We start from the raw sequence: 20,391 nt of genomic DNA, 5'->3' as shown, positions 1-20,391 counted from the left end.
GCGGGCGGCCACCCCGATCTGCCTCTGCCCGATGTGCACCTGGCAGAGGATATTGCCCTGGCCCGTGCCCTTGGCGCGCGGTTCACGAGCCTTCCGATCAATGCCGCAATCAGCGCCGCCGCCTACGCTCCGCAGGGCCTGGTGCGGCGTGAGGCGCGCACCGCGCTCAGCCTGCTGCGCAGTCGCTGCACCGGGCGGGGCTGAACCGCCGCGGGGGCGTCTTCAGGCGGCGTCGAACTGCAGGCTGTGCAGATCGGCATAGACGCCGCCGCGCGCGATCAGCTCGTCATGGGTGCCCTGATCGACCACACGGCCCTGATCCATCACCACAATCTTGTCGGCATTGCGCACGGTGGACAGACGGTGCGCGATGACCAGCGTGGTGCGGCCCTCGGACAGCCGGTCCAGCGCCTTCTGCACCACCGCCTCGGATTGCGCATCAAGGGCCGAGGTCGCCTCGTCCAGCAACAGCACCGGTGTGTTGCGCAGAAGGGCACGCGCGATGGCCACGCGCTGGCGCTGACCGCCCGACAGGTTGGTCCCACGCGGCCCGACCGGGCTGTCCAGCCCATCCGACAACCGTGGCAGGAAATCCGACACATGCGCCGCATCGAGCGCCGTCTTCAGCATCTCTTCGGTGACATCGCTTCGCCCCAGCAGGATGTTTTCCCGCAGGGTCTCGTCGAACAGCAGCGAATCCTGTGACACGACAGAATAAAGACTGCGCAGATCGCCCAGCCGCATCGCCGCCACCGGCACCCCACCGATGCTGACCTCGCCGGACTCCGGATCGACCAGCCGTGTCAGCAGGTTGAACACCGTCGATTTCCCCGCACCCGACGCCCCGACCAACGCTGTGGTCTTGCCCGCCTCTGCGACAAAGGTGGCCCCGCGCAGGATCGGGGTGTCGCCATATTCCATATGCACATCGTTCAGCACGATCCCCGGCACGCCTTTTGGCGCCGGTTGCGGGATCGCGGGATCGCGCAGCTCGGGCACCATCTCCAGCAACTCCTTGATCCGCTCAAGGCTCGCCGCGGCAACTTGCCAGACGCCGCTGAACGCGCCCAGACGGCGCAGCGGTTCGAAGGCCAGACCCAGAGCGGTAAAGAACGCCATCGTGTCTCCGACGGTCTTTTCACCCGACAGGATTTCCGATCCGCCATACATCAGCACAACCACGAACCCGAGGCCGGACATGATGTCGATCAACCCGGGCACCGCCGCCTGACCCAGGCTCGACTTGACCTCAAGCTCGATCCGCTGGCGGGTCAGCTTGCGATAGCGTTTCGACTGATAGGCCTCCAGCCGGTTCAGCTTGACCGGGACGATGCCGTGAAACACCTCGTTCAGGCGTGTGGACAGCCGGGCAGAGACATCGCGCGAAATCCGCGCATTGCCGCGCACGTAGCGCTGCAGCAGAAAGGTCGGCAAGACCAGCAGCGGCACGCCGGCCAGTGCGGCAACCGTCCAGCGCCAGTCGACGTTGATCGCCACAGCAAACAGCGAGATCAGCGCAATCACATCGCGCCCGGCGCCGGTGATGATGGTCTTCCAGACCTTGTTCACGGCTTCCACGTCACCCTCGATGCGCTGCATCAGATAGCCGGGCGGGTAATTCTGGTGAAACGTTCCGTCGAGCGTCATCAGATGCGCCATCATCTCCATGCGCACATCAGAAACCGTCAGCTGGGAAATCCGCGTCAGCAGCACCTTCTGCAGCACGCTGGAAATGGCGCGCAGTGCGAAGATGCCAAAGATCGCCGCCGCCACCCAGATCAGCGCGGTTTGCGACCCGCCCACCAGCACCTGATCGAACATCGGCTTCATCATGTAGCTGAGAAAGCCGAACATCGACCCTTCCAGCATCATGAAGGCCAGCGCCACCAGCAATAGCCCGGTGTGCCGTTTCAGATATCCGTTCCACAGCCACAGCAGCAGACCGGTGGCGCTGGGGGTCACGCTTTCGGTCTGGGACGTCTTGGCGGGCTTGGACGCGCCTGCGGTTTTGAATGTGCCGCTCATTGGGAGTTTGCCATTTCTGCCGCGATGCTCGCCGGGTCGGTCTTGGTGTCAAACCCACGCTGCAACGGCTTGTTTGCGTATTCGGTGCGGATCCACTGTTCGAACCCGATCTTGCCCTGCGCCACACGGGCTGCATAGACGTCCAAGATATAGTCCTGAATGCCGGTCTTGGTGAAATCCAGATGGATGTATTTCAGTCCCAGCTGTTTGCGCGCCACCTCGACCGGCTGATCCTCGAAGACCATCAGATACATGGCGGCGACAAATCCCGCCCGGTCGGCGCCGGATTTGCAATGAAACAGCAGCGGCTTTTGCGCCGCGCGCAGCACGTCGATGGCATGCACGATATTGTCGCGCTTGGCGGCATGGCGCGCCCAGAGCTTGGCAGTCACCATAGTGATGCCCAGCCCCTCCAGCGTCTCTTTCTCGAACAGGTAATGGGAAAACTTCTCTTCGCCGCGCAGGTTCACCACCGTGCGGATGCCAAGGCGCGCATATTTCACGAACCGTGCATGGGTCGGCTGGTTCGACCGGTAAACGCCCGGGGCGATCTCGAAAAAGTTGGTCCAGAATTTGCGCAGAAAGGCGTGATCGAACACATTATAGTGCAGCACAGACCAGCGCCGCGCCACGGGGTCGGTGATATCCTTGCCAAAGGATCGCCGAAACCGACGTTCGCCCCGCTCTATCCGACTCCAAAGCTGTGAAAACATCATGATCCCTTTTCCTCATGGCGGTTTAAGGGCTGAGGCCCAAGCTGGCAAGCGTCGCAGGGGCGATTGACGCGGCGCTGTGGTTGGCTAGTGTCGCGCCGTCGGGCGACAGGCCCGATGTTCATCAAAAGGAATTGCGCATGTCATTGGCCAACGGTCGCCCTTATCTGGCCATTCCCGGCCCGTCTGTCATGCCCGATGCCGTGCTGCGCGCGATGCATGCCGCCTCACCCAACATCTACGAAGGCGAACTGCCAGAAACGGTGGCTGGCATCATCACCGACCTGCGCCGCGTGGCGCGCACGGACGGCCATGTCGCGATCTACATCGCCAACGGCCACGGCGCATGGGAGGCAGCACTCTCCAACGTCGTCGCCCCCGGCGAGTCCATTCTCGTCCCCTCTACGGGCCGGTTCGGCATGGGCTGGGCGGACACCGCCACCGGCATGGGGATCGATGCGACCATCCTCGACTTTGGCCGCAAGGACCCGATTGACCTCGACCGCGTGGCAGAGGCGCTCAAGGCAGACACCGCTCACAAGTACCGCGCCGTGCTGGCACAGCACGTGGACACCTCCTCTTCGGTGCGCAACGACATCGCGGGCCTGCGCCGCGTGCTTGATGATCTGGGCCACCCCGCGCTGCTCATGGCGGACTGCATCGCCTCGCTCGCCTGTGACCGATTCGAGATGGACGCCTGGGGCGCCGATGTCATGGTCGCGGCCTCGCAAAAGGGGCTGATGGTCCCCCCTGGCCTGGGCTTTGTCTTCTTCAACGACCGTGCCGCCGCACAGCGCGAGCAGATGCCCCGCGTCACGCGCTACTGGGACTGGGTGCCGCGCACCAATCCCGAAATGCTCTATCAGTATTTCAACGGAACGGCGCCAACGCACCATATCCTCGGGCTGCGCGCCTCACTCGACATGATCCATGCCGAAGGGATGGAAGCTGTCTGGAACCGGCACGCTCATCTGTCCCGCGCCATATGGGCCGCGTGCGATGCCTGGGGGCAGGGCGGTCCGCTCAGCCTGAATGTGACCGACCCGGCCAACCGAAGCCACGCTGTCACCGCCCTGCGCGTCGGCGCGCCCTATGGCATGAAACTGCGCGAATGGACCAACTCAAAGGCCGGTGTCGTGCTGGGCATCGGCCTTGGCATGTCCGAAGAGGCTGATCCCGACGGCACCGGCTTTTTCCGGTTCGGCCATATGGGTCACATCAATGCCCATATGATCATGGGCCTGCTCGGCGTGGTCGAGGCGGGTCTGATCGCGCTGGGTGTTCCTCACGGCAAAGGCGCACTTTCCGCCGCGGCCGAGGTTATCTCTCAGGCCTGACAGGTCTGTGGGGCCTGAAAAACTTTTGGGGTCTGAAAAATCTGCGGGGCTTGATCATCAGGCCCCGCCTGCCGCTTCAGTTCGCGGGGGTGATATCCTGTTTGGCCAGCCAGTCGGTCATCCAGGCAATCTCGGCCTCCTGCGCGGCAATCACCTCTTCGGCCAGTTTGCGCACATCGGGGTCGGATCCATGCTCCAGCACCACACGCGCCATGGCAACGGCGCCCTCGTGATGCGGAATCATGCCTTGGATGAAATCGACATCCGCATTGCCGGTCATCGGCATCATCATCTTCTCATGCATTTCGGTATTGGCATCCATGTAGGCCTGCGTGGCTTCGGATGCCGATGCCGGTTCCTGCATGGTGCTGTGGGCGCTGTGATCCATGGTTTGCGCCCAGGCCGGCAGGGTCGGCAGGCAGCACAGCAGGGCGAGCGAGAACGAACGCATGGCAGTCTCCGGTTATCGTTTGTTTCTGCCGCAACACTCGCCGCAAACCGGCTCACGCGCACGTCACATCCTCGTGTCGGACGCCGTTCAGGCAGAAACCCCCGCCCGCGCCTCCTCCAGCGCCAGCGGCAGCACCTCAGCCAGTGCGTCGAGATCCTTGGGCGTTCCCGCGCTGATGCGGATGCAGCGATCCTGTGGCGCCACAAACGGCATCCGCACGAATATCCCGCGCGCCACCAGCGCGCGCAGCACAGCCCGGGCAAAATCGCCGTCCCGCCCGCAATCCACCGCCACGAAATTGGCCGCCGACGGCAGCGCGTTCAGCCCGTTCGCCGCTGCAATCTGTCCGATCCGCACCTTCGCCGCATTTACCTGCGCAATCACATCCTGCAACCAGATCTCATCCTGCAGGGCCGCCAGCGCGCCAACCTGTGCCGCGCGGTTCATGCCAAAATGGTTGCGGATCTTGTCGAAACTGCGGATCAGATCCGCCGCCCCGATGCCATAGCCCACGCGCGCCCCGGCCATGCCGTAACCCTTGGAAAAGGTGCGCATCCGGATCACGCGCGGATCCTGCACATCAATGGCTGGCACCGCATCGGCTGGTGCGAATTCCACATAGGCCTCGTCCAGAACCAGCAGCGTGCCGTCGGGCAATGTCTCCACCGCCGCTTCGATCTCGGCGCCACTGTGCCAACTGCCCATGGGATTGTCGGGATTGGCCAGATAGACGATCTTGGCATCGACCTCCACCGCCTTGGCGATCAGCGCGGGCAGATCCTCGCGGTCGTCGCGATAGGGCACCTTGACCAGCGCGCCACCGAATCCGGTCACATGATAGTTGAAGGTCGGATAGGCGCCGTCGGATGTCACCACCCGGTCGCCCTGTGAAACCAGCAGACGGACAAGATAGCCCAGCAGCCCGTCGATTCCCTCGCCAAAGATCAGGTTTTCGGGCGAACAGCCCAGCTTTGCCGACAGTGCGGCCTTCAGATCAAAATTGGTCGCATCGGCATATTTCCAGATCTGCGCCGCTTCCCGCTCCATCGCGACAATCGCATGGGGCGAGGGGCCAAAGACGTTTTCATTCGCCCCAAGCCGGGCGCGAAAGGTCTGGCCCATGTCGCGCTCCTGCACCTCGGGGCCGACAAACGGCACGGTTGCGGGAAGGGTCTGAACAAGCGGGGTGTATCGAGGATCTGTCATGGCGCGCAGTATGCTGATCCGCCGTGCGCTGGGCAAGAGGGCCTGCGCGCGGCCTCTGCTTCTTCTCTTTCCAAATACGCAAAATCCTCCCTGTCCGCCGGAACTGCCCGCGCCGCATCGCCGCCATACGGATTCCATATCAAAACCATACGCTTTCCATACGGGTCAAATCCGCCTAAACACGCCCTCTGCCCACCGGCAGAAATCCCCACCCCGGCTTGACCTTGTGGCCCTCAGCGACCACGTTCCAGCCCGACCAGACACCGCGAAAGGCACATAGATTGGCCCGTACCCCACCGCCCTTTGCCGCATTCGAATGGATGATCGCCTGGCGCTATCTGCGCGCCAAACGGGCCGAAGGCGGGGTCAGCGTCATGACCTGGATCAGCCTTGCCGGCATCACCCTCGCGGTCTTTGCCCTGATCGCGACCCTCGCCGTAAGGTCTGGATTTCGCACGGAATTCGTTGACACCATCGTCGGCTCCAGCGCCCATGTGACCGTCTATTACACGGGGGAGCAGGATGATCTTGGCCGCGTGACACGCACCATTTCCGACTACGATGCCCTCGCCGCCAAACTCGCGCAGGTCCCCGGTGTCACCCGCGCGACGCCCACCGTCAAAGGGCAGGTGATGACCACCGCCGACGGGCGCAATTCGGGTGTCGAAGTCTTTGGGATTTCCGAACAAAACCTCGAATCCATCCCCCGCATCGCCGATCCCGAAACATCGCAGGGCGACATCGCCCGCTTCAACGACGGCGTCGCCATCGGCTCGGGCGTGGCCCGCGAACTGGGCGTCGGCATTGGCGATACGATCAAGCTGATCTCGCCCGATGGGGTCAAAACTGCCTTTGGCACCAGCCCCCGGGTCAAGTCTTATGATGTGGTCTATATTTTCACCGCCGGGCGCTATGACATTGATCGCACACGGCTTTACATGCCGATCGCCGAGGCGCAGCTGTATTTCAACCGCGAAAATGCCGTCGATGAAATCGAACTCGCGGTCAAGAATCCGGATCAGGTCGACCAATACGCCGCCCCCTTGCTGCAAGCGGCCGGCAACCGCGCCTATCTCTGGACGTGGAAGGATGCCTCGGGCAGTTTCCTCAACGCGCTGCAGGTCGAGGACAATGTGATGTTCATCATCCTGTCGATCCTCGTGCTGATCGCGGCGATGAACATCGTCTCGGGCCTGATCATGCTGGTCAAGAACAAGGGCCGCGACATCGGCATCCTGCGCACAATGGGCCTGAGCGAAGGCTCTGTTCTCAGGGTGTTTTTCATCTGCGGCGCCTTCACCGGGCTGATCGGCACGGCGCTTGGCGTGATCTTTGGCTGCCTCTTCGCACTTTACATTGATCCGATCTTCAGCCTCGTGAATTACATCTCTGGCGGCGGTGTCTGGGACCCGTCCGTGCGCGGCATCTACCAGCTTCCGGCCGAGCTGAAATTTGGCGATGTGATGTCTGCCGTATCTTTGTCCCTTGGGCTGTCGTTTGTTGTCACCATCTTTCCCGCCCGCCGTGCCGCGCGGATGAACCCTGTTGAGGCGCTGCGCTATGAATGATGTGACATTGCAGCTTGAGGGGATCGAAAAGATCTATTTCAAGGGCCTCCCGAACGAGGTGCAGGTTCTGCGCGGTGCGGACCTCACCGTGCACCGGGGTGAAATCGTCGCGCTTGTGGCCCCTTCGGGCGCCGGCAAATCGACGCTGCTGCACATTGCAGGTCTGCTCGACACACCCGATGCCGGGACGGTCGCCATTGGTGGCACTGACATGACCGGGCTGAACGACCGCAAGCGCACAGCGGTGCGCTGCAACGATGTCGGCTTTGTCTATCAGTTCCACCACCTGCTGCCGGAGTTTTCGGCGCTGGAAAACATCACCCTGCCGCAGCTTGCCAATGGCACGTCGAAAAAGGCGGCCGAGGCACGCGGGATGGAGCTGCTGGCCAGCGTCGGTGTCGCGGACCGCGCCAGCCACCGCCCGGCAGCCATGTCCGGCGGCCAACAGCAGCGCGTCGCGTTCTGTCGCGCCATGGCCAATGCGCCGCGCCTGCTGCTGGCGGATGAGCCTACCGGCAATCTGGACTCAGACACCTCGGATCAGGTGTTCGGCGCGCTGATCGCGCTGGTGCGCGACACCGGCATGTCGGCGGTGATCGCGACTCATAACCTTGAACTCGCCGCACGGATGGACCGGACTTTGCGGCTGGATCAGGGGTTGCTCAGGTATATTTGATATTTAATATCAATAACTTAAGAAAAAATCCTGCACAGCGGGTCACGCCCGCTGCGTCACCCAGACCCCCAGCGCCATGATGGAAATGCCCGTCGCCCGCGTCAGGGTCAGCGGGCTGATCCGCGCGCCGAACAGGCCGAAATGGTCGATGGCGGCGGCGCTGAACAACTGGCCCAGCAGGACACAGAACACCGCATTCCCGATCCCGAATGTGGGCGCGATATAGGTGATCGACAGGATATAAAACGCCACGAACAACCCGGCTGCGAACAGGTGCTTGGGCGTCCCTGCCAGCCGGGTCAGCGCCTGTGGTCCGGTCACCAGAACCACCAGCGATGTCGCGGTCAGCGCCACGCAGAACAGGATTGCCGCCGCGGCCGAGGGCGAGCCCAGCCGCGTCCCCAGCGCCGCATTCAGCGCGGCCAGAACGGGAATGCCAAGTCCGGCGGCAAGCATGGTCAGGGCAGCAAGGGGCATGGCAGAATCTCCGCATCAAAGGGGGCTAGAGGCAGGGCGGACAGGGCACAGCCGGTCGATCCGCGCCCCCTTTTGATCTGGTCCCTGATCCAGATCAAGGCGCCTTGTCCCGAATAGGGCTTGAATCGTCACGTCCTGCGGGCAAGACATGTCGGCAACAAGAACTTACACAAAAGGTCACAATCATGGTTCGGATATCCTTTGCTCTCAGCGCCGCCGCCGCCCTGATGATCGCGGCCTGCGCGCCCTCCAACACCATGCCCAGCCCCGAAGACGGGCGTACCCTCTATCTGTCCTATTGCGCTGTCTGCCATGGCAAAGATGCCAAGGGGGACGGCCTCATGGCCCGCGCGATGGCGAAACCGCCCAAGGATCTGACGCTGATTTCCGTCCGCCATGGCGATAAATTCCCCCGCGCGCGCGTCATGTCCACCATCGACGGCTATGCCCGCTCGACCAAGATGGCCGGGCCGAACATGCCCGAATTCGGCGAACTGCTGAAAGGCGATCTGGTGCCCTACGATTCCGGGGACGGCAGGATGACCCCGACACCGCGCAGGCTGGTGGCACTGGCGGAATATCTCGAAACAATCCAGATGACCCGCTAAGTCGCCCTGCACCCCGCCGGACATATCGTTCAAGGACCTGAGATGATGCGCTTTTTGCCTGCCCTGTTGCTGCTTTGCGCCTGCGCCCAGTTCCCTGAACTGGACAGCACCCAGACCCCCGGCGTGGACAGCATGCCCTATCCGCGGCTTGTCCCTGTCGACACGCTGCTGACCGGGGATACGCCAGAGGCGACGCCGGAAATGCGCGACGGGGTGCTGGGGCGCGTCAGTGCGCTGCAATCGCGGGCCGATGGGCTGCGCGCGCCGGTGGTGGATGCCGCAACACAGGCGCAGATGGCGCGTGGCGTGGCTGATCCGCAGTAGGGGGCGCCAAAGCACCCGGTCTGCGGCGAACCGCTCCTGTTGTGCGAACTGTTGCACCGCCTCGGCGAACACACTACAGCAACGCCTGACGAAATTCCCGATCCCGGACCCCATCTCAGGAGATATGCCATGACCGAACCCCTGCGCCTTGGAATTGCGGGTCTTGGCACGGTTGGCGCCGGTGTGGTCAAGATCATCCGCCAGAAGGCCGCATTGCTGACCGAACGCACCGGTCGGCCGATCACCATCAGCGCCGTTGCCGCCCGCAACCGCGACAAGGATCGCGGCGTGTCGCTGTCCGACTATGCCTGGGAAGATGACGCCGTTGCCTTGGCAAAGCGTGACGATGTGGATGTCTTCGTTGAATTGATCGGCGGCAGCGACGGCCCGGCCAAGGCCGCGACCGAAGCCGCGCTCACAGCAGGCAAGGATGTGGTCACCGCCAACAAGGCGATGCTGGCCCACCACGGTCAGGCGCTTGCGCAACTTGCCGAAGACAACGGCTGCGTCCTGCGGTTCGAGGCGGCTGTCGCCGGCGGTATCCCGGTGATCAAGGCCCTGACCGAAGGTCTGGCCGGCAATGATATCACGCAGGTGATGGGTGTGATGAACGGCACCTGCAACTACATCCTGACCCGCATGGAAAATGCCGGGCTCAGCTATGATCAGGCCTTTGATGAGGCGGACAAACTTGGCTACCTTGAGGCCGATCCCGAACTGGACGTGGGTGGCATCGACGCCGGTCACAAGCTGGCGCTGCTGGCCGCCATCGCCTATGGCACTCAGGTTGCCTTTGACGCGGTTGAACTTGAAGGCATCGGCAAGGTCTCCATCGCCGACATCCGTCAGGCCGCCGATATGGGCTACAAGATCAAGCTCTTGGGTGTCTGCCGCATGACGGGCCGGGGGCTGGAACAGCGCATGGCGCCTTGCCTCGTGCCGGCGACCTCTCCCCTTGGCCAGCTGGACGGCGGCACCAATATGGTGATGATCGAGGGGGATCAGGTCGGCCAGATCGTCATGCGCGGCGCCGGTGCAGGCGAAGGCCCGACCGCCAGCGCCGTGATGGGGGATGTCATGGACATCGCCCGCGGCACCCGCCTGTCGACCTTTGGTCAGCCCGCCTCCTCGCTCAAGCTGGTGACGGCGGCCCAGGTCGCGACACCCGCGCCCTATTACCTGAGGATGGGCCTGATCGACAAGCCGGGCGCCCTTGCCAAGGTCGCGACGGCGCTGGGCGAGGCCGGGATTTCCATCAACCGGATGCGCCAGTACGACCAGACCAACGATGCCGCACCGGTTCTGATCGTCACGCACAAGACGACCCGCGCCGCGCTGGACATCGCGCTGGTCGCGATGAACGCCACAGGCGTCGTTGCCGGCGATCCGGTGGCGCTGCGCATCGAAAGTGTCTGACACACCCGTTCCGGCGGTGCTGGCGGTGGTTCTGCGCGGGGCAGCGGTGCTGCTGGTGCGCCGCCGCAACCCGCCCGACGCCGGGCTCTGGGGCTATCCCGGCGGCAAGATTGACCGGGGTGAGACGCTGGAAGAGGCCGCCTTGCGCGAACTGCGCGAAGAAACCGGTGTCACGGCGCGGATGCGCGCCCCGCTCGGCCATCTGGACATCGCCGCCGAAGGTTTTCGCTTCCGGCTGCATATCGCGCTCTGCGACTATGTGGCAGGCATGGCCTGCGCCGCAGATGATGTGGACGCGGCATGCTGGTACCCGGCCCGGGACGTGATCGCTGGTCGGCTGCTGGCCAGTCGGGATGTGGACCGGATCTGCCTGCGCGCCGCTGCCACGCTCAGTTAAGACATTTCGGTTTTAACCTCAGACAGTGAAAAAATCCGGAAGGTCAAAGTCGAAATACTCTGGCGGTGACACTGGCGCCGCGCTGGCTTGCACCAAAGCCTTGGGCCGGGGTAGGTGTGGCGCGAAAAACAAATGCACAACGGAACGCATCATGCCCCCGCCCACAGATTTCAACGACCGGATGCTGTCCCTCGGCCTTGCCCGTGTGTCCGAGGCTGCGGCCATCGCCGCCGCCCCGCTGGTTGGGCGTGGGGATGAGAAAGCGGCAGACGAGGCTGCTGTGAGCGCCATGCACAGCCAGTTGAACCTGCTCGACATCGCCGGTGTTGTGGTGATCGGCGAAGGCGAGCGCGACGAGGCCCCCATACTGTTCATCGGCGAAGAGGTCGGCACCGGCACCGGGCCCGGCGTCGATATCGCGCTGGACCCGCTTGCCGGAACCACGCTGACCGCCAAAGACATGCCCAACGCGATGACGGTGATCGCCATGGGACCGCGCGGATCAATGCTGCAGGCGCCTGACGTCTACATGGACAAGCTGGCCGTGGGGCCGGGCTTCGCCGACGGGGTGGTGACGCTGGACATGTCGCCCGCCGAACGTGTGGCGGCGCTTGCCAAGGCAAAGGGTTGCACTCTGTCGGACATCACCGTCTGCATCCTCGAACGCCCCCGGCACGAGGATATGATCGAAGAGTTGCGCAGCACAGGTGCCTCGATCCGGCTGATCACAGATGGAGATGTGGCCGGCGTCATGCATTGCGCGGATCCGCTGGTGACGGGCATCGACATGTACATGGGATCGGGCGGCGCGCCCGAGGGAGTGCTGGCCGCCTCAGCGCTGAAATGTATGGGTGGGCAGATCTATGGTCGGCTGATCCTGCGCAATGACGATGAAAAACGCCGCGCCCACAAGGCCGGGATCACCGATTTCAGCCGGATCTACGCACGCGACGACATGGTGACGGATCATGTGATCTTTTCCGCGACGGGGGTGACCTCGGGCTCTCTGGTGGCGGGAATCAAGCGCGAGGTCGGGTATCTGACCACCGAAACGCTTCTGATGCGGTCCAAGACCGGGTCGGTGCGGTGTATGATCTATCGCAACCCGACGAGCTGACCTGTCGGCGGCTGCACCTGTTGCAGTGTCGGATTTTGCGTATTTGAAAAGAGAAGAAGCAGGGCCTTGCGCCCGGTTTGGGGCAAGTATGAGCTTTCTGGGTGTTGAGACATCATTGACGGGGCGGCGCTGGGTCGGCCCGGCAGCAGACGTGACACGGCTGGCCGAAGCGATGGCGCAGCAGACCGGGTTCGTCCCGGCACTGTGCCAGACGCTTGCGCGGCTGGGCGTTCCGGCAGAAGAGGCAAAGACCTACCTTGCGCCCACCCTGCGCGATCTGCTGCCCGACCCCCGCTCGCTGCGTGATATGGAAACAGCCGCGCGCCGGGTGCTCGCATCGGTGGAACGCCGCGAACGGGTGGCGGTCTTTGCGGATTACGATGTGGATGGCGGCACCTCGGCGGCGCTCCTGATCGACTGGTTCCGCCAGCAGGGCCGCGAGGTGACCCTGTATATCCCCGACCGGATCGACGAAGGCTATGGACCGAACGATGCCGCGATGTCCGATCTTGCCGCGGGTCACGACCTGATCATCTGCGTTGATTGCGGCACGCTCAGCCACGGGCCGATTGCTGCGGCCAAAGGCGCGGATGTGGTTGTGCTGGATCACCATCTGGGCGGAGAGACCCTGCCAGAGGCGCTGGCCGTGGTGAACCCGAACCGGCAGGACGAATCCGGCGATCTGGCGCATCTCTGTGCTGCGGCCGTTGTCTTTCTGATGCTGGTCGAGGCCGGGCGCCAGATGCGCGAGGCGGGGCGCAGGGGGCCGGACCTCATGGCCATGCTGGATCTGGTGGCGCTGGCGACCGTGGCGGATGTGGCGCCGCTGATCGGGGTTAACCGCGCGCTGGTACGCCAGGGGCTCAAGGTCATGTCTCGGCGCGAACGGGTCGGGCTGGTGGCGCTGTCGGATGTGGCGCGTCTGGATACGGCGCCGACCTCCTACCATCTGGGATTCGTGCTCGGCCCGCGGGTCAATGCCGGCGGGCGCATCGGTCAGGCCGATCTGGGCGCACGGTTGCTTGCCAGCACCGAAGTGCACGAGGCGCAGGCCATGGCCGAGCGGCTGGATCAGCTGAACACCGAACGGCGCGAGATCGAGGGCGCGGTGCGCGCCGCCGCGCTGGAACAGGCCGAGGCGCGCGGTCTCGACGGTCCGCTGGTCTGGGCCGCAGGCGAAGGCTGGCATCCCGGCGTCGTGGGCATCGTCGCCTCGCGGCTCAAGGAAATGACCAACCGGCCGAGCGTCGTCATTGGTTTGGACGGGGCCGAGGGCAAGGGGTCGGGCCGCTCAGTTGCCGGGGTGGACCTAGGTGCCTCGATCCAGCGGCTCGCGGCAGAGGGGCTGCTGGTCAAGGGTGGCGGGCACAAGATGGCCGCCGGTCTGACTGTTGCCCGAGACAAGCTTGACGCGGCGATGGAGCGTCTGGGCGAACTTTTGGAACGGCAGGGTGCGGGGCAGGGCGGTGCGGTCGATCTGCGGCTGGACGGCATTCTGATGCCGGGTGCTGCCAGTCTGGAGCTGATGGAGCAGATCGAGGCCGCAGGCCCCTTTGGCGCCGGTGCCGCCGCACCGCGCTATGTTTTTCCCGATGTTCAGATCCTGCTTGCCAAGCAGGTCGGTCAAAGTCACCTCAAGATCTCGTTCGGGGACGGTCTTGGGGCGCGGATCGAAGCGATCTGCTTCGGTGCGCTCGACGGCCCTCTGGGGCCCGCGCTGCGGGATCACGGTGGCAAACGATTCCATCTGGCAGGCCGACTGGAGGTTAACGAATGGAACGGACGCCGTTCGGTGCAATTGCGGCTGGAAGATGCCGCCGCGGCAAGTGACGCCGCGTGAGCCATGCCGTTTAAGCCGTTGTTATGCCTTGTTTCCCGCGAAAATTCTGCTGCGTATTCTGTCTCTCTAAAAAACTTTCGATCAGATGCGTTTTTTGCAAAATTAGCGCTTGCGCATGTAGCGCGCTTTCCTTAGAACCCGGCTCACGCCACGAGCTGGCCCGTTCGTCTATCGGTTAGGACGCCAGGTTTTCAACCTGGAAAGAGGGGTTCGATTCCCCTACGGGCTGCCACGTCGTGTCTTTTCCCCTCTAGGATCAGTCACTTACGGGGCGGTGTTTCCCTTTATATTTACAGTGTTTCGGATGCGCGTTCCGCGTGTGTTGCCTTGCACTGCTGCTCGACGGTTCATCTCGCGAGTGTAGTCGACGATCTCCGATAGGCTGCGATGGCCTGTGCATGATCCAATTTCCAACTCTGTTGCACCGCTCTCTGCCAGAACTGCTGCTCGCGCCTTGCCGATGGGGGGAGGCAGCAATCATCCGGCCTCGCCGTAACGCCAGATCATGGAAACCGACAACCGCCGGTTCAAATGCCCGCAACGACAGAGTAAGGCTCATCGAGAATGGCGTCTCGAGGCGAAGATGAATTGTGTGAAAGGTCTCGCTCAACGCCCCATGACGCCAACTGCGCCTCCGGCTGAAAGGGCCGGTTCAGGGCAAAAACCGCAGAGATTGAAAACATGTCTGTAGCAGATACTTAGCTTCTGACCGGTTGGTGCGGATTGCGATCGTTGCCAGAGACGTAAATATATGATCAAGCAATCATGAATGGTAAAGGTCGAGCTTTCTGAACCCGTTGTCCTTAGCCCCGGCGATTGCGCCTACTTCGCCAGCACCCTGAAACATGGGCTGCCCACTGTGGATGACACCGAAACCTATGTATTCTGGGCCTGCACCTATCTTAATATGGACAGATGAGCCGTCAGTGGGGCTGATACGTCGAGCGCCTTCTGCAATGATAATCTGGCCGCCCACGGCGGCAGTCCTCTCCCAAAATTCCCTTCCGCAAAGGACATCGCTGACCAATGGCAGATACGCATATGATATCGGTGGAAACGCTGCAAAACCGCGTCCAGAATATTTTTGAAACCTGTGGTGTGCGCGCCCAGGCAGCCGAGGTTGTGGCGCAGGTTATTGTTGCTGGCGAACGCGATAACTGCAAATCGCATGGGATATATCGCATCGAAGGCTGCCTGCGCGTGCTCAAGGCCGGAAGGGTCGACGGGCAGGCCATCCCCGAACTCCATGATTCGGGCAAGGCAGTGATCGAGGTTGATGCCGGGGGAGGTTTCTCAAATCCGGCTTTCGACGCGGCGAAAGCGCTGCTGGCCGCGCGCGCGCGCGAAACGGGTCTGGCCGCGCTGGTGATCCGCGACTGCCTGCATTTTTCGGCCCTGTGGCATGAGGTCGAGGCTCTGGCGGGCGAGGGGCTTGCCGCGCTGTCCATGTGTCCGAGCTACGCATTCGTCGCTCCTGCGGGGGGCAAAGAGCCTCTTCTGGGCACCAACCCGATGGCCTTTGGCTGGCCGCGCGCGGGGGACTACCCCTATGTCTTTGACTTCGCGACCAGCGTCGCCGCCCGGGGCGAGATCGAGCTACACCGTCGCGCGGGCACCCCGATCCCCGAAGGCTGGGCCGTCGATATCGACGGCCGGTCGACAACCGATCCTGACGCTGCCCTCGCGGGCGCGATGCTGCCCTTCGGAGCCCACAAGGGGTCGGCCATTTCGACGATGATCGAACTGCTTGCAGGGGCGATGCTGGGTGAATTCATGAGCAAGGAGGCGCTAGACTTCATGGGCGGGGGTGGCCTGCTGCCGCGCCACGGGGCGCTTGTTCTGGCGCTGGACCCGCAGGTCTTTGCCGCGCGCAGCGGCCGCGATCCGATTGCCGAGGGCGAGAAGCTGTTTGCAGCCTTCGCGGATCAGGGCGCGCGCCTGCCCTCTCAACGCCGCTTCGCCGCCCGCGTAAAGGCTCAGCGCGACGGCATCGCCCTGACAACCGCCGAAATGGACCAGATCAGCCGTTTCGAAACCCTGGGGCTCGACGCGCTCATCGACTGAGATTATGTGAAAGGGGGCCGGACAATCCGGCCCCTCAAACCATTGCCTAAAGCGTTTCGGGTTTAACCTGATACACCGGCAATCGGATTTCGCGTTCGACCAAAGGGAGAGACAGCGAATATCCGATTCAAGGTTAACCCGAAACGCTGCAAAAACAACTAACTCAGCCCAGTGAAAAGCGTTTGCGGCATGTCTGGCATGTGCAGCAACCCGATACGGCCAGAGATCCGCTTTCGTGTAGTTTCAGACAAGGGATGTCTTGTCTGACGTCAGTGCGTCGCGTGACCGGAATGGGCATCCGACGCGGGTGCGTCTTCTGTGCGCGCTTCGACGTTGAATTCCACGTCAATTCGGCCCGCGTGCTCGAATACCAGTGTGGCGGGAACGTGCTCTCCGGCTTTGAAGGCTGCACCGTTCAAGCCCATGAACATCACATGATAGCCGCCGGGGGCAAATGCGACGCTGGCGCCAGGCGCGATCTCAAGCGTCTCGACATGCTCCATGGTCGCAATGCCGTCCTTTTCGAGCGACTGGTGCATCATGACCTTCGGGAAATCCGCCTCGACAGCCAAGAGGGTATCGGGCGTCTCACCGGTGTTGGTCACGGTCAGATAGCCTGCAGCGGTCTGGGCCATGGGGGCGGTTTCAAAAGCATAGGGGTGGCCGACGGTGATATCACCCGACTTAAATTCGTGTGCAGACAGAAGGGCGGGCAGGACGCAGAACAGCGCCGCAGCAAAAAACGGTTTCATTGGATCTTCTCCGGGAAAATGCGGGCGGACAGGGCCGACCCGTTTGTGCAGATTTGGATTGTGACAGACTGGCTCAGGCTTTCGGGGGGGCCCTTGGGCGGGCGTCCAGACCGGGCACCTGCCGTGGCCCCTTCGCCGTCAGACGGGATTTCACGCCCCCTTGCACAAGATCCATACGGATCGGGGAGGGCAGGATCGCTGTCGCCGTGTCGGTGGCATGGACCAGAAGACATTGATGGGCGTTGTGCGTGACCTCGACCGGGGTTCCGTCAGCATTCAGGATCAGCGTCTGAAGGCCGTCACCGGTGCAGATCACCAGCACCTGGCCTCGGATCAGGCCAAGCTCTGCCAGCACCACCGAAGATTTCGGCAGCACGATGCCGGTGAGGACACCAATCACAAGAAGGAAGCGAACCACGCTTTTGATCATAATCGATCTTTAAACGCTGGAGCCACAGTGAGGGAAGCACTTGCGACTGCGACATTCTCGCCCGCGCGCAGATTGCGTCCCGTTCACTTGGTAAGGATCAGCTTGCCCGCCCGTGTGATGCGCAGCGTATAAAGTTGGCCGTCAAGCGTCAGATATGCCTGACCCAGCTCGCCCGTCAGCTCACGCGCATCATAGCTCGCGACATCCTCGGGTGCGCCAGTACGCGGCGGGTTTTGGCGGGTCGTGGTGGTCATGAAGGATGCACCCTCTGTGCGCCAAGAATGCGGTCGGTGAAATCCACACGCTCTCGGCCGCGCGAAGTTGTTGGGGCCAATCTGATTTTCATCATGCACTCCTTGCAATCCTAAAATGTCCTGGCTTCCGAAGGGTGGCTGGGAGTATTTATACCTTAGAGAAATGCTATGGTTAAGCGGGGCGAACTGCAAGAGTGGAGTGGCTGTGTCTTGGTGGACTCTGCTTCTGGAAAGGTTGGTGCCACCCTGCGCCATGATCGTGAAGCCGATGTCGATGGTGTGCTGTTCGGGCACCCTGTCAATGGTGCGCGACAGCAGTGTACTTCCATCGGTCGCGCTCTTTCTCCTGAAAGCCGGAGAGTCAGTTATCGCGCACTCCGTAGCGAGGCTGGATTTGAAGTCACAGGTGAACGGAATTTAGCCCTACGACTTGGACCGGCTCAGCGGGCGAATGCGGCCCCGGTGTGATCTTTATCGCGCATGATCTGACCGTGATGCACGATTTTGCCAACAGGGCTGTCGTGATGCAGGCTGGACGTATTGTACAACAGGGTGCGACACGCCAGATATCCGAGGCCCCGCAATAGGTTTACACCAAAGGCTGCTCGCGGCCTCGCTCGATCCAGACCCTCAAATACAGACCCGCCGCCGCAAGACCCGGCTGGTGCAGGAGACTCTCTGACATGACCAAACCCGATGTGCTGATGCTTTACCCGCAGCGACCCAAGGCGATGCAGCAGCTCGAAGACCGCTACACCCTGCACCGTTTCGACCTTGCCGATAACAAGGACGCCTTTGTCGCGCAACACGGCCCCAAATGCCGCGCAATCGTGACAAACGGCCATGAGCCAGTGACCCGCAATATGATCGTGCATATGCGGGATCTTCGGCTGGTGTCCTGCTCCTCTGCCGGCTTCGATGGCTTTGACGTTGCAGCGATGGCCGAACATGGTGTTGCGCTGACCAACACGTCACAGGCGCTGTGTGACGATGTGGCGGACACGGCTATCATGCTGCTGCTCGCCGCGCGCCGCGGCCTTGTCCCGGCCGAGGCTTACGTGCGTTCTGGCGACTGGGCCGCCAAGGGGGCCTTCCCGCTGCAACGCAGCCTCAAGGGCGGCAAGCTTGGTATCGTTGGCATGGGCACCATCGGTCAGGCGATTGCAGGCCGCGCCATGGCTATGGGCCAGCAGGTCACCTACTGGAACCGTCGGCCCAAGGATCTGCCCTGGACCTTTCAGCCGGATCTGATCCAACTGGCACGCGACAGTGATGCGCTGGTGGTGATCGTCGCAGGCGGAGAGGGGACCCGCCACCTCATCAACAGCGACGTGATGGAGGCACTTGGGCCCAATGGTCTGCTGATCAACGTCGCGCGCGGATCCGTGGTGGACGAAGAGGCGCTGATCGCCTGCCTGTCGGACGGTCGGCTGGGATCGGCAGCGCTGGATGTTTATGCGTCAGAACCCGACGCCGATCCGGCACTGACGCAGCTTCTCAATGTGACCAACTACCCTCATCATGCTTCTGGCACGGTTGAGACGCGCGATGCGATGGCGCAGCTTCTGGTCGACAATCTCGATGCGTTTTTCGCGAATGAACCGCTGCTGAGTCCGGTGGACCTGTCCGGTTACCTTCCTGCTGAAAAGGTCTGATATGTTAAGATATTTTGGATGGGCCTATGGCGTGACCCTGCTGGGTCTGATTCTGGCCTTCTGGCTGGGCTGGACCTATTCCGGCACGCTGTCCGGTGCCCTCGGCTTTCTGATGATTGGCGCGATCCTCGCCGTGCTGGAAATCTCGCTGTCCTTCGACAATGCCATCGTCAATGCCAACAAGCTGGAAAAGATGTCGCCGGTCTGGCGTCGGCGGTTCCTGACCTGGGGCATTGTGATCGCCGTCTTTGGCATGCGCATCCTGTTTCCGCTGCTGGTGGTCGTGGTCGCCGCCCAGATCAACCCGCTCGAGGCAATACGTCTCGCTGCCACCGAACCTGCGCGCTATGCCGAGATCATCAATGGCGCGCATCTCTCCATTGCGGCCTTTGGCGGGGCCTTCCTCATGATGGTCTCGCTCAGCTGGTTCATCGACGCGGAAAAAGAGGTCGACTGGATACAAGGGATTGAGGCGATGATGCGCAAATTCGGTGCCGTGCGTGGGGTCGAGATTGCCATCGTACTGCTGCTTGTACTGGTCTTCTCGATGGTGCTGCCGCCCGCAGAGTCCGGCACATTCCTGTTCGCCGCCATCTTTGGCATCGTGACTTTCCTTGCGGTCGAGATTCTGGGTCATGTGCTGGACAGCTCTGACACCGCCGATCAGGTTGCCAAAGGCGGACTCGGGGCGTTTCTCTACCTCGAAGTCTTAGATGCCTCCTTCAGTTTTGACGGCGTGATCGGCGCCTTTGCCCTGACGCAGAACCTGTTCCTGATCGCGATCGGCCTTGGGATTGGTGCGATGTATGTGCGTTCGATGACCATCATGCTGGTCGAGCGCAAAACACTGGCCGAGTTTCGCTATCTTGAGCACGGCGCCTTCTGGTCCATCCTGATCCTGTCGGTGATCATGTTTGCACAAACGCTGGTTCACGTGCCAGAAGTCATCACCGGCCTGCTGGGTGCGGGCTTCATCGGGTTGTCGCTGATGTCGTCGCTGCGCCACAACCGCCTGCACAGTTCTGGCCAGTGAGGGGGCTGTGCGGCGCCGGACCACGTACCGCGGGCGCGGCTTTCACGC

Annotated in this window: 21 protein-coding genes, 1 tRNA gene and 2 pseudogenes; 16 read left to right on the top strand and 8 right to left on the bottom strand. The window is 62.6% G+C overall.

Annotated elements, in window-relative coordinates:
• Positions 1 to 204 (top strand): annotated as a pseudogene (locus P775_RS28325) (hypothetical protein); the annotation flags it as partial.
• An 18-nt stretch (positions 205 to 222) separates the two neighbouring features.
• On the opposite strand, the gene P775_RS26685 reads toward P775_RS28325, so the two are convergent.
• Positions 223 to 2,025 (bottom strand): ABC transporter ATP-binding protein, encoded by a 1,803-nt coding sequence (locus P775_RS26685; RefSeq protein ID WP_099913821.1) that lies wholly within the window; start codon positions 2,023 to 2,025, stop codon positions 223 to 225.
• Positions 2,022 to 2,741: a phosphatase domain-containing protein gene (locus P775_RS26680; protein ID WP_342749694.1), complete on the bottom strand. Its 720-nt coding sequence runs from the start codon at positions 2,739 to 2,741 to the stop codon at positions 2,022 to 2,024. The genes P775_RS26685 and P775_RS26680 overlap by 4 nt, the downstream gene beginning before the upstream one ends.
• 137 nt (positions 2,742 to 2,878) lie before the next feature.
• On the opposite strand from P775_RS26680, the gene P775_RS26675 reads away from it, so the two are divergent.
• Positions 2,879 to 4,075 (top strand): pyridoxal-phosphate-dependent aminotransferase family protein, encoded by a 1,197-nt coding sequence (locus P775_RS26675; RefSeq protein ID WP_099913820.1) that lies wholly within the window; start codon positions 2,879 to 2,881, stop codon positions 4,073 to 4,075.
• A gap of 76 nt (positions 4,076 to 4,151) precedes the next feature.
• Here P775_RS26675 and copM read toward each other — a convergent pair whose 3' ends face one another.
• Positions 4,152 to 4,526 carry a CopM family metallochaperone gene (gene copM, locus P775_RS26670; protein WP_099913819.1) on the bottom strand — a complete coding sequence of 125 codons (375 nt, stop codon included), beginning with the start codon at positions 4,524 to 4,526 and terminating at the stop codon, positions 4,152 to 4,154.
• Between the two features lie 87 nt (positions 4,527 to 4,613).
• Positions 4,614 to 5,732, bottom strand: a complete 1,119-nt coding sequence (locus P775_RS26665; protein WP_099913840.1) for a pyridoxal phosphate-dependent aminotransferase — start codon at positions 5,730 to 5,732, stop codon at positions 4,614 to 4,616.
• Between the two features lie 281 nt (positions 5,733 to 6,013).
• Between P775_RS26665 and P775_RS26660 the strand changes: the two genes are divergently transcribed.
• Together P775_RS26660 and P775_RS26655 are read left to right on the top strand one after the other, a co-directional pair.
• Entirely contained in the window at positions 6,014 to 7,300 is a 1,287-nt protein-coding gene (locus P775_RS26660) for a lipoprotein-releasing ABC transporter permease subunit (RefSeq protein WP_099913818.1), read from the top strand.
• On the top strand, positions 7,293 to 7,976 hold the full coding sequence (locus P775_RS26655; RefSeq protein ID WP_099913817.1) for an ABC transporter ATP-binding protein: 684 nt from the start codon (positions 7,293 to 7,295) through the stop codon (positions 7,974 to 7,976). The genes P775_RS26660 and P775_RS26655 overlap by 8 nt, the downstream gene beginning before the upstream one ends.
• 42 nt (positions 7,977 to 8,018) lie before the next feature.
• Here P775_RS26655 and P775_RS26650 read toward each other — a convergent pair whose 3' ends face one another.
• Entirely contained in the window at positions 8,019 to 8,453 is a 435-nt protein-coding gene (locus P775_RS26650) for a DMT family transporter (RefSeq protein WP_099913816.1), read from the bottom strand.
• A gap of 185 nt (positions 8,454 to 8,638) precedes the next feature.
• Between P775_RS26650 and P775_RS26645 the strand changes: the two genes are divergently transcribed.
• From P775_RS26645 to P775_RS26610, 10 genes and pseudogenes are all read left to right on the top strand, one after another.
• The gene (locus tag P775_RS26645) at positions 8,639 to 9,061 is read left to right on the top strand and encodes a c-type cytochrome (protein WP_099913815.1); all 423 of its coding nucleotides are present in this window, start codon (positions 8,639 to 8,641) and stop codon (positions 9,059 to 9,061) included.
• A 42-nt stretch (positions 9,062 to 9,103) separates the two neighbouring features.
• Positions 9,104 to 9,385: a hypothetical protein gene (locus P775_RS26640; protein WP_245875878.1), complete on the top strand. Its 282-nt coding sequence runs from the start codon at positions 9,104 to 9,106 to the stop codon at positions 9,383 to 9,385.
• Positions 9,386 to 9,514: 129 nt separating this feature from the next.
• Positions 9,515 to 10,801, top strand: a complete 1,287-nt coding sequence (locus P775_RS26635) for a homoserine dehydrogenase (RefSeq protein ID WP_099913814.1) — start codon at positions 9,515 to 9,517, stop codon at positions 10,799 to 10,801.
• Positions 10,794 to 11,198 carry an NUDIX domain-containing protein gene (locus P775_RS26630; RefSeq protein ID WP_099913813.1) on the top strand — a complete coding sequence of 135 codons (405 nt, stop codon included), beginning with the start codon at positions 10,794 to 10,796 and terminating at the stop codon, positions 11,196 to 11,198. The genes P775_RS26635 and P775_RS26630 overlap by 8 nt, the downstream gene beginning before the upstream one ends.
• A gap of 151 nt (positions 11,199 to 11,349) precedes the next feature.
• Positions 11,350 to 12,315: a class II fructose-bisphosphatase gene (glpX, locus tag P775_RS26625; protein ID WP_099913812.1), complete on the top strand. Its 966-nt coding sequence runs from the start codon at positions 11,350 to 11,352 to the stop codon at positions 12,313 to 12,315.
• A gap of 88 nt (positions 12,316 to 12,403) precedes the next feature.
• On the top strand, positions 12,404 to 14,155 hold the full coding sequence (gene recJ / locus P775_RS26620) for a single-stranded-DNA-specific exonuclease RecJ (RefSeq protein WP_099913811.1): 1,752 nt from the start codon (positions 12,404 to 12,406) through the stop codon (positions 14,153 to 14,155).
• 157 nt (positions 14,156 to 14,312) lie between these two features.
• Positions 14,313 to 14,387 (top strand) — tRNA-Glu (locus P775_RS26615).
• A 232-nt stretch (positions 14,388 to 14,619) separates the two neighbouring features.
• Positions 14,620 to 14,765: pseudogene (locus P775_RS29320) on the top strand (IS5/IS1182 family transposase); the annotation flags it as partial.
• A 159-nt stretch (positions 14,766 to 14,924) separates the two neighbouring features.
• Positions 14,925 to 15,074 carry a cupin domain-containing protein gene (locus P775_RS28320; RefSeq protein ID WP_180287599.1) on the top strand — a complete coding sequence of 50 codons (150 nt, stop codon included), beginning with the start codon at positions 14,925 to 14,927 and terminating at the stop codon, positions 15,072 to 15,074.
• Between the two features lie 107 nt (positions 15,075 to 15,181).
• The gene (locus tag P775_RS26610) at positions 15,182 to 16,219 is read left to right on the top strand and encodes an Ldh family oxidoreductase (RefSeq protein ID WP_099913810.1); all 1,038 of its coding nucleotides are present in this window, start codon (positions 15,182 to 15,184) and stop codon (positions 16,217 to 16,219) included.
• Between the two features lie 269 nt (positions 16,220 to 16,488).
• Here P775_RS26610 and P775_RS26605 read toward each other — a convergent pair whose 3' ends face one another.
• The 3 genes from P775_RS26605 to hemP form a co-directional block, all read right to left on the bottom strand.
• On the bottom strand, positions 16,489 to 16,971 hold the full coding sequence (locus P775_RS26605; RefSeq protein WP_099913809.1) for a copper chaperone PCu(A)C: 483 nt from the start codon (positions 16,969 to 16,971) through the stop codon (positions 16,489 to 16,491).
• A 73-nt stretch (positions 16,972 to 17,044) separates the two neighbouring features.
• Complete coding sequence (locus tag P775_RS26600; RefSeq protein WP_099913808.1) at positions 17,045 to 17,401, bottom strand: hypothetical protein; 357 nt, start codon at positions 17,399 to 17,401, stop codon at positions 17,045 to 17,047.
• A gap of 83 nt (positions 17,402 to 17,484) precedes the next feature.
• A complete protein-coding gene (hemP, locus tag P775_RS26595; RefSeq protein ID WP_099913807.1) occupies positions 17,485 to 17,655 on the bottom strand; it encodes a hemin uptake protein HemP in 171 nt (56 codons plus the stop codon).
• Between the two features lie 683 nt (positions 17,656 to 18,338).
• Between hemP and P775_RS26585 the strand changes: the two genes are divergently transcribed.
• Both P775_RS26585 and P775_RS26580 read left to right on the top strand, forming a co-directional pair.
• Complete coding sequence (locus P775_RS26585) at positions 18,339 to 19,310, top strand: 2-hydroxyacid dehydrogenase (RefSeq protein ID WP_099913805.1); 972 nt, start codon at positions 18,339 to 18,341, stop codon at positions 19,308 to 19,310.
• Between the two features lies 1 nt (position 19,311).
• Positions 19,312 to 20,343 (top strand): DUF475 domain-containing protein, encoded by a 1,032-nt coding sequence (locus P775_RS26580; protein WP_099913804.1) that lies wholly within the window; start codon positions 19,312 to 19,314, stop codon positions 20,341 to 20,343.
• Positions 20,344 to 20,391 lie beyond the last annotated feature (48 nt).

The sequence above is a fragment of the Puniceibacterium antarcticum genome (assembly GCF_002760615.1).
Taxonomy (GTDB): Bacteria; Pseudomonadota; Alphaproteobacteria; order Rhodobacterales; family Rhodobacteraceae; genus Puniceibacterium; species Puniceibacterium antarcticum.
Note: the sequence above shows the minus strand (reverse complement) of the source record. Positions and strands in the feature narration are given on the sequence as shown.

Excerpts from the sequence above, each read along its gene's own strand:
- glpX (WP_099913812.1), top strand. The coding sequence starts at position 11,350 with ATGCCCCCGCCCACAGATTTCAACGACCGGATGCTGTCCCTCGGCCTT.
- P775_RS26635 (WP_099913814.1), top strand. The coding sequence starts at position 9,515 with ATGACCGAACCCCTGCGCCTTGGAATTGCGGGTCTTGGCACGGTTGGC.
- P775_RS26585 (WP_099913805.1), top strand. The coding sequence starts at position 18,339 with ATGACCAAACCCGATGTGCTGATGCTTTACCCGCAGCGACCCAAGGCG.
- P775_RS26580 (WP_099913804.1), top strand. The coding sequence starts at position 19,312 with ATGTTAAGATATTTTGGATGGGCCTATGGCGTGACCCTGCTGGGTCTG.
- P775_RS26605 (WP_099913809.1), bottom strand. The coding sequence starts at position 16,971 with ATGAAACCGTTTTTTGCTGCGGCGCTGTTCTGCGTCCTGCCCGCCCTT.
- P775_RS26685 (WP_099913821.1), bottom strand. The coding sequence starts at position 2,025 with ATGAGCGGCACATTCAAAACCGCAGGCGCGTCCAAGCCCGCCAAGACG.
- hemP (WP_099913807.1), bottom strand. The coding sequence starts at position 17,655 with ATGACCACCACGACCCGCCAAAACCCGCCGCGTACTGGCGCACCCGAG.
- recJ (WP_099913811.1), top strand. The coding sequence starts at position 12,404 with ATGAGCTTTCTGGGTGTTGAGACATCATTGACGGGGCGGCGCTGGGTC.
- P775_RS26650 (WP_099913816.1), bottom strand. The coding sequence starts at position 8,453 with ATGCCCCTTGCTGCCCTGACCATGCTTGCCGCCGGACTTGGCATTCCC.
- P775_RS26655 (WP_099913817.1), top strand. The coding sequence starts at position 7,293 with ATGAATGATGTGACATTGCAGCTTGAGGGGATCGAAAAGATCTATTTC.
- P775_RS26610 (WP_099913810.1), top strand. The coding sequence starts at position 15,182 with ATGGCAGATACGCATATGATATCGGTGGAAACGCTGCAAAACCGCGTC.
- P775_RS26645 (WP_099913815.1), top strand. The coding sequence starts at position 8,639 with ATGGTTCGGATATCCTTTGCTCTCAGCGCCGCCGCCGCCCTGATGATC.
- P775_RS26640 (WP_245875878.1), top strand. The coding sequence starts at position 9,104 with ATGATGCGCTTTTTGCCTGCCCTGTTGCTGCTTTGCGCCTGCGCCCAG.
- P775_RS28320 (WP_180287599.1), top strand. The coding sequence starts at position 14,925 with ATGGTAAAGGTCGAGCTTTCTGAACCCGTTGTCCTTAGCCCCGGCGAT.
- P775_RS26665 (WP_099913840.1), bottom strand. The coding sequence starts at position 5,732 with ATGACAGATCCTCGATACACCCCGCTTGTTCAGACCCTTCCCGCAACC.
- copM (WP_099913819.1), bottom strand. The coding sequence starts at position 4,526 with ATGCGTTCGTTCTCGCTCGCCCTGCTGTGCTGCCTGCCGACCCTGCCG.
- P775_RS26600 (WP_099913808.1), bottom strand. The coding sequence starts at position 17,401 with ATGATCAAAAGCGTGGTTCGCTTCCTTCTTGTGATTGGTGTCCTCACC.
- P775_RS26675 (WP_099913820.1), top strand. The coding sequence starts at position 2,879 with ATGTCATTGGCCAACGGTCGCCCTTATCTGGCCATTCCCGGCCCGTCT.
- P775_RS26680 (WP_342749694.1), bottom strand. The coding sequence starts at position 2,741 with ATGATGTTTTCACAGCTTTGGAGTCGGATAGAGCGGGGCGAACGTCGG.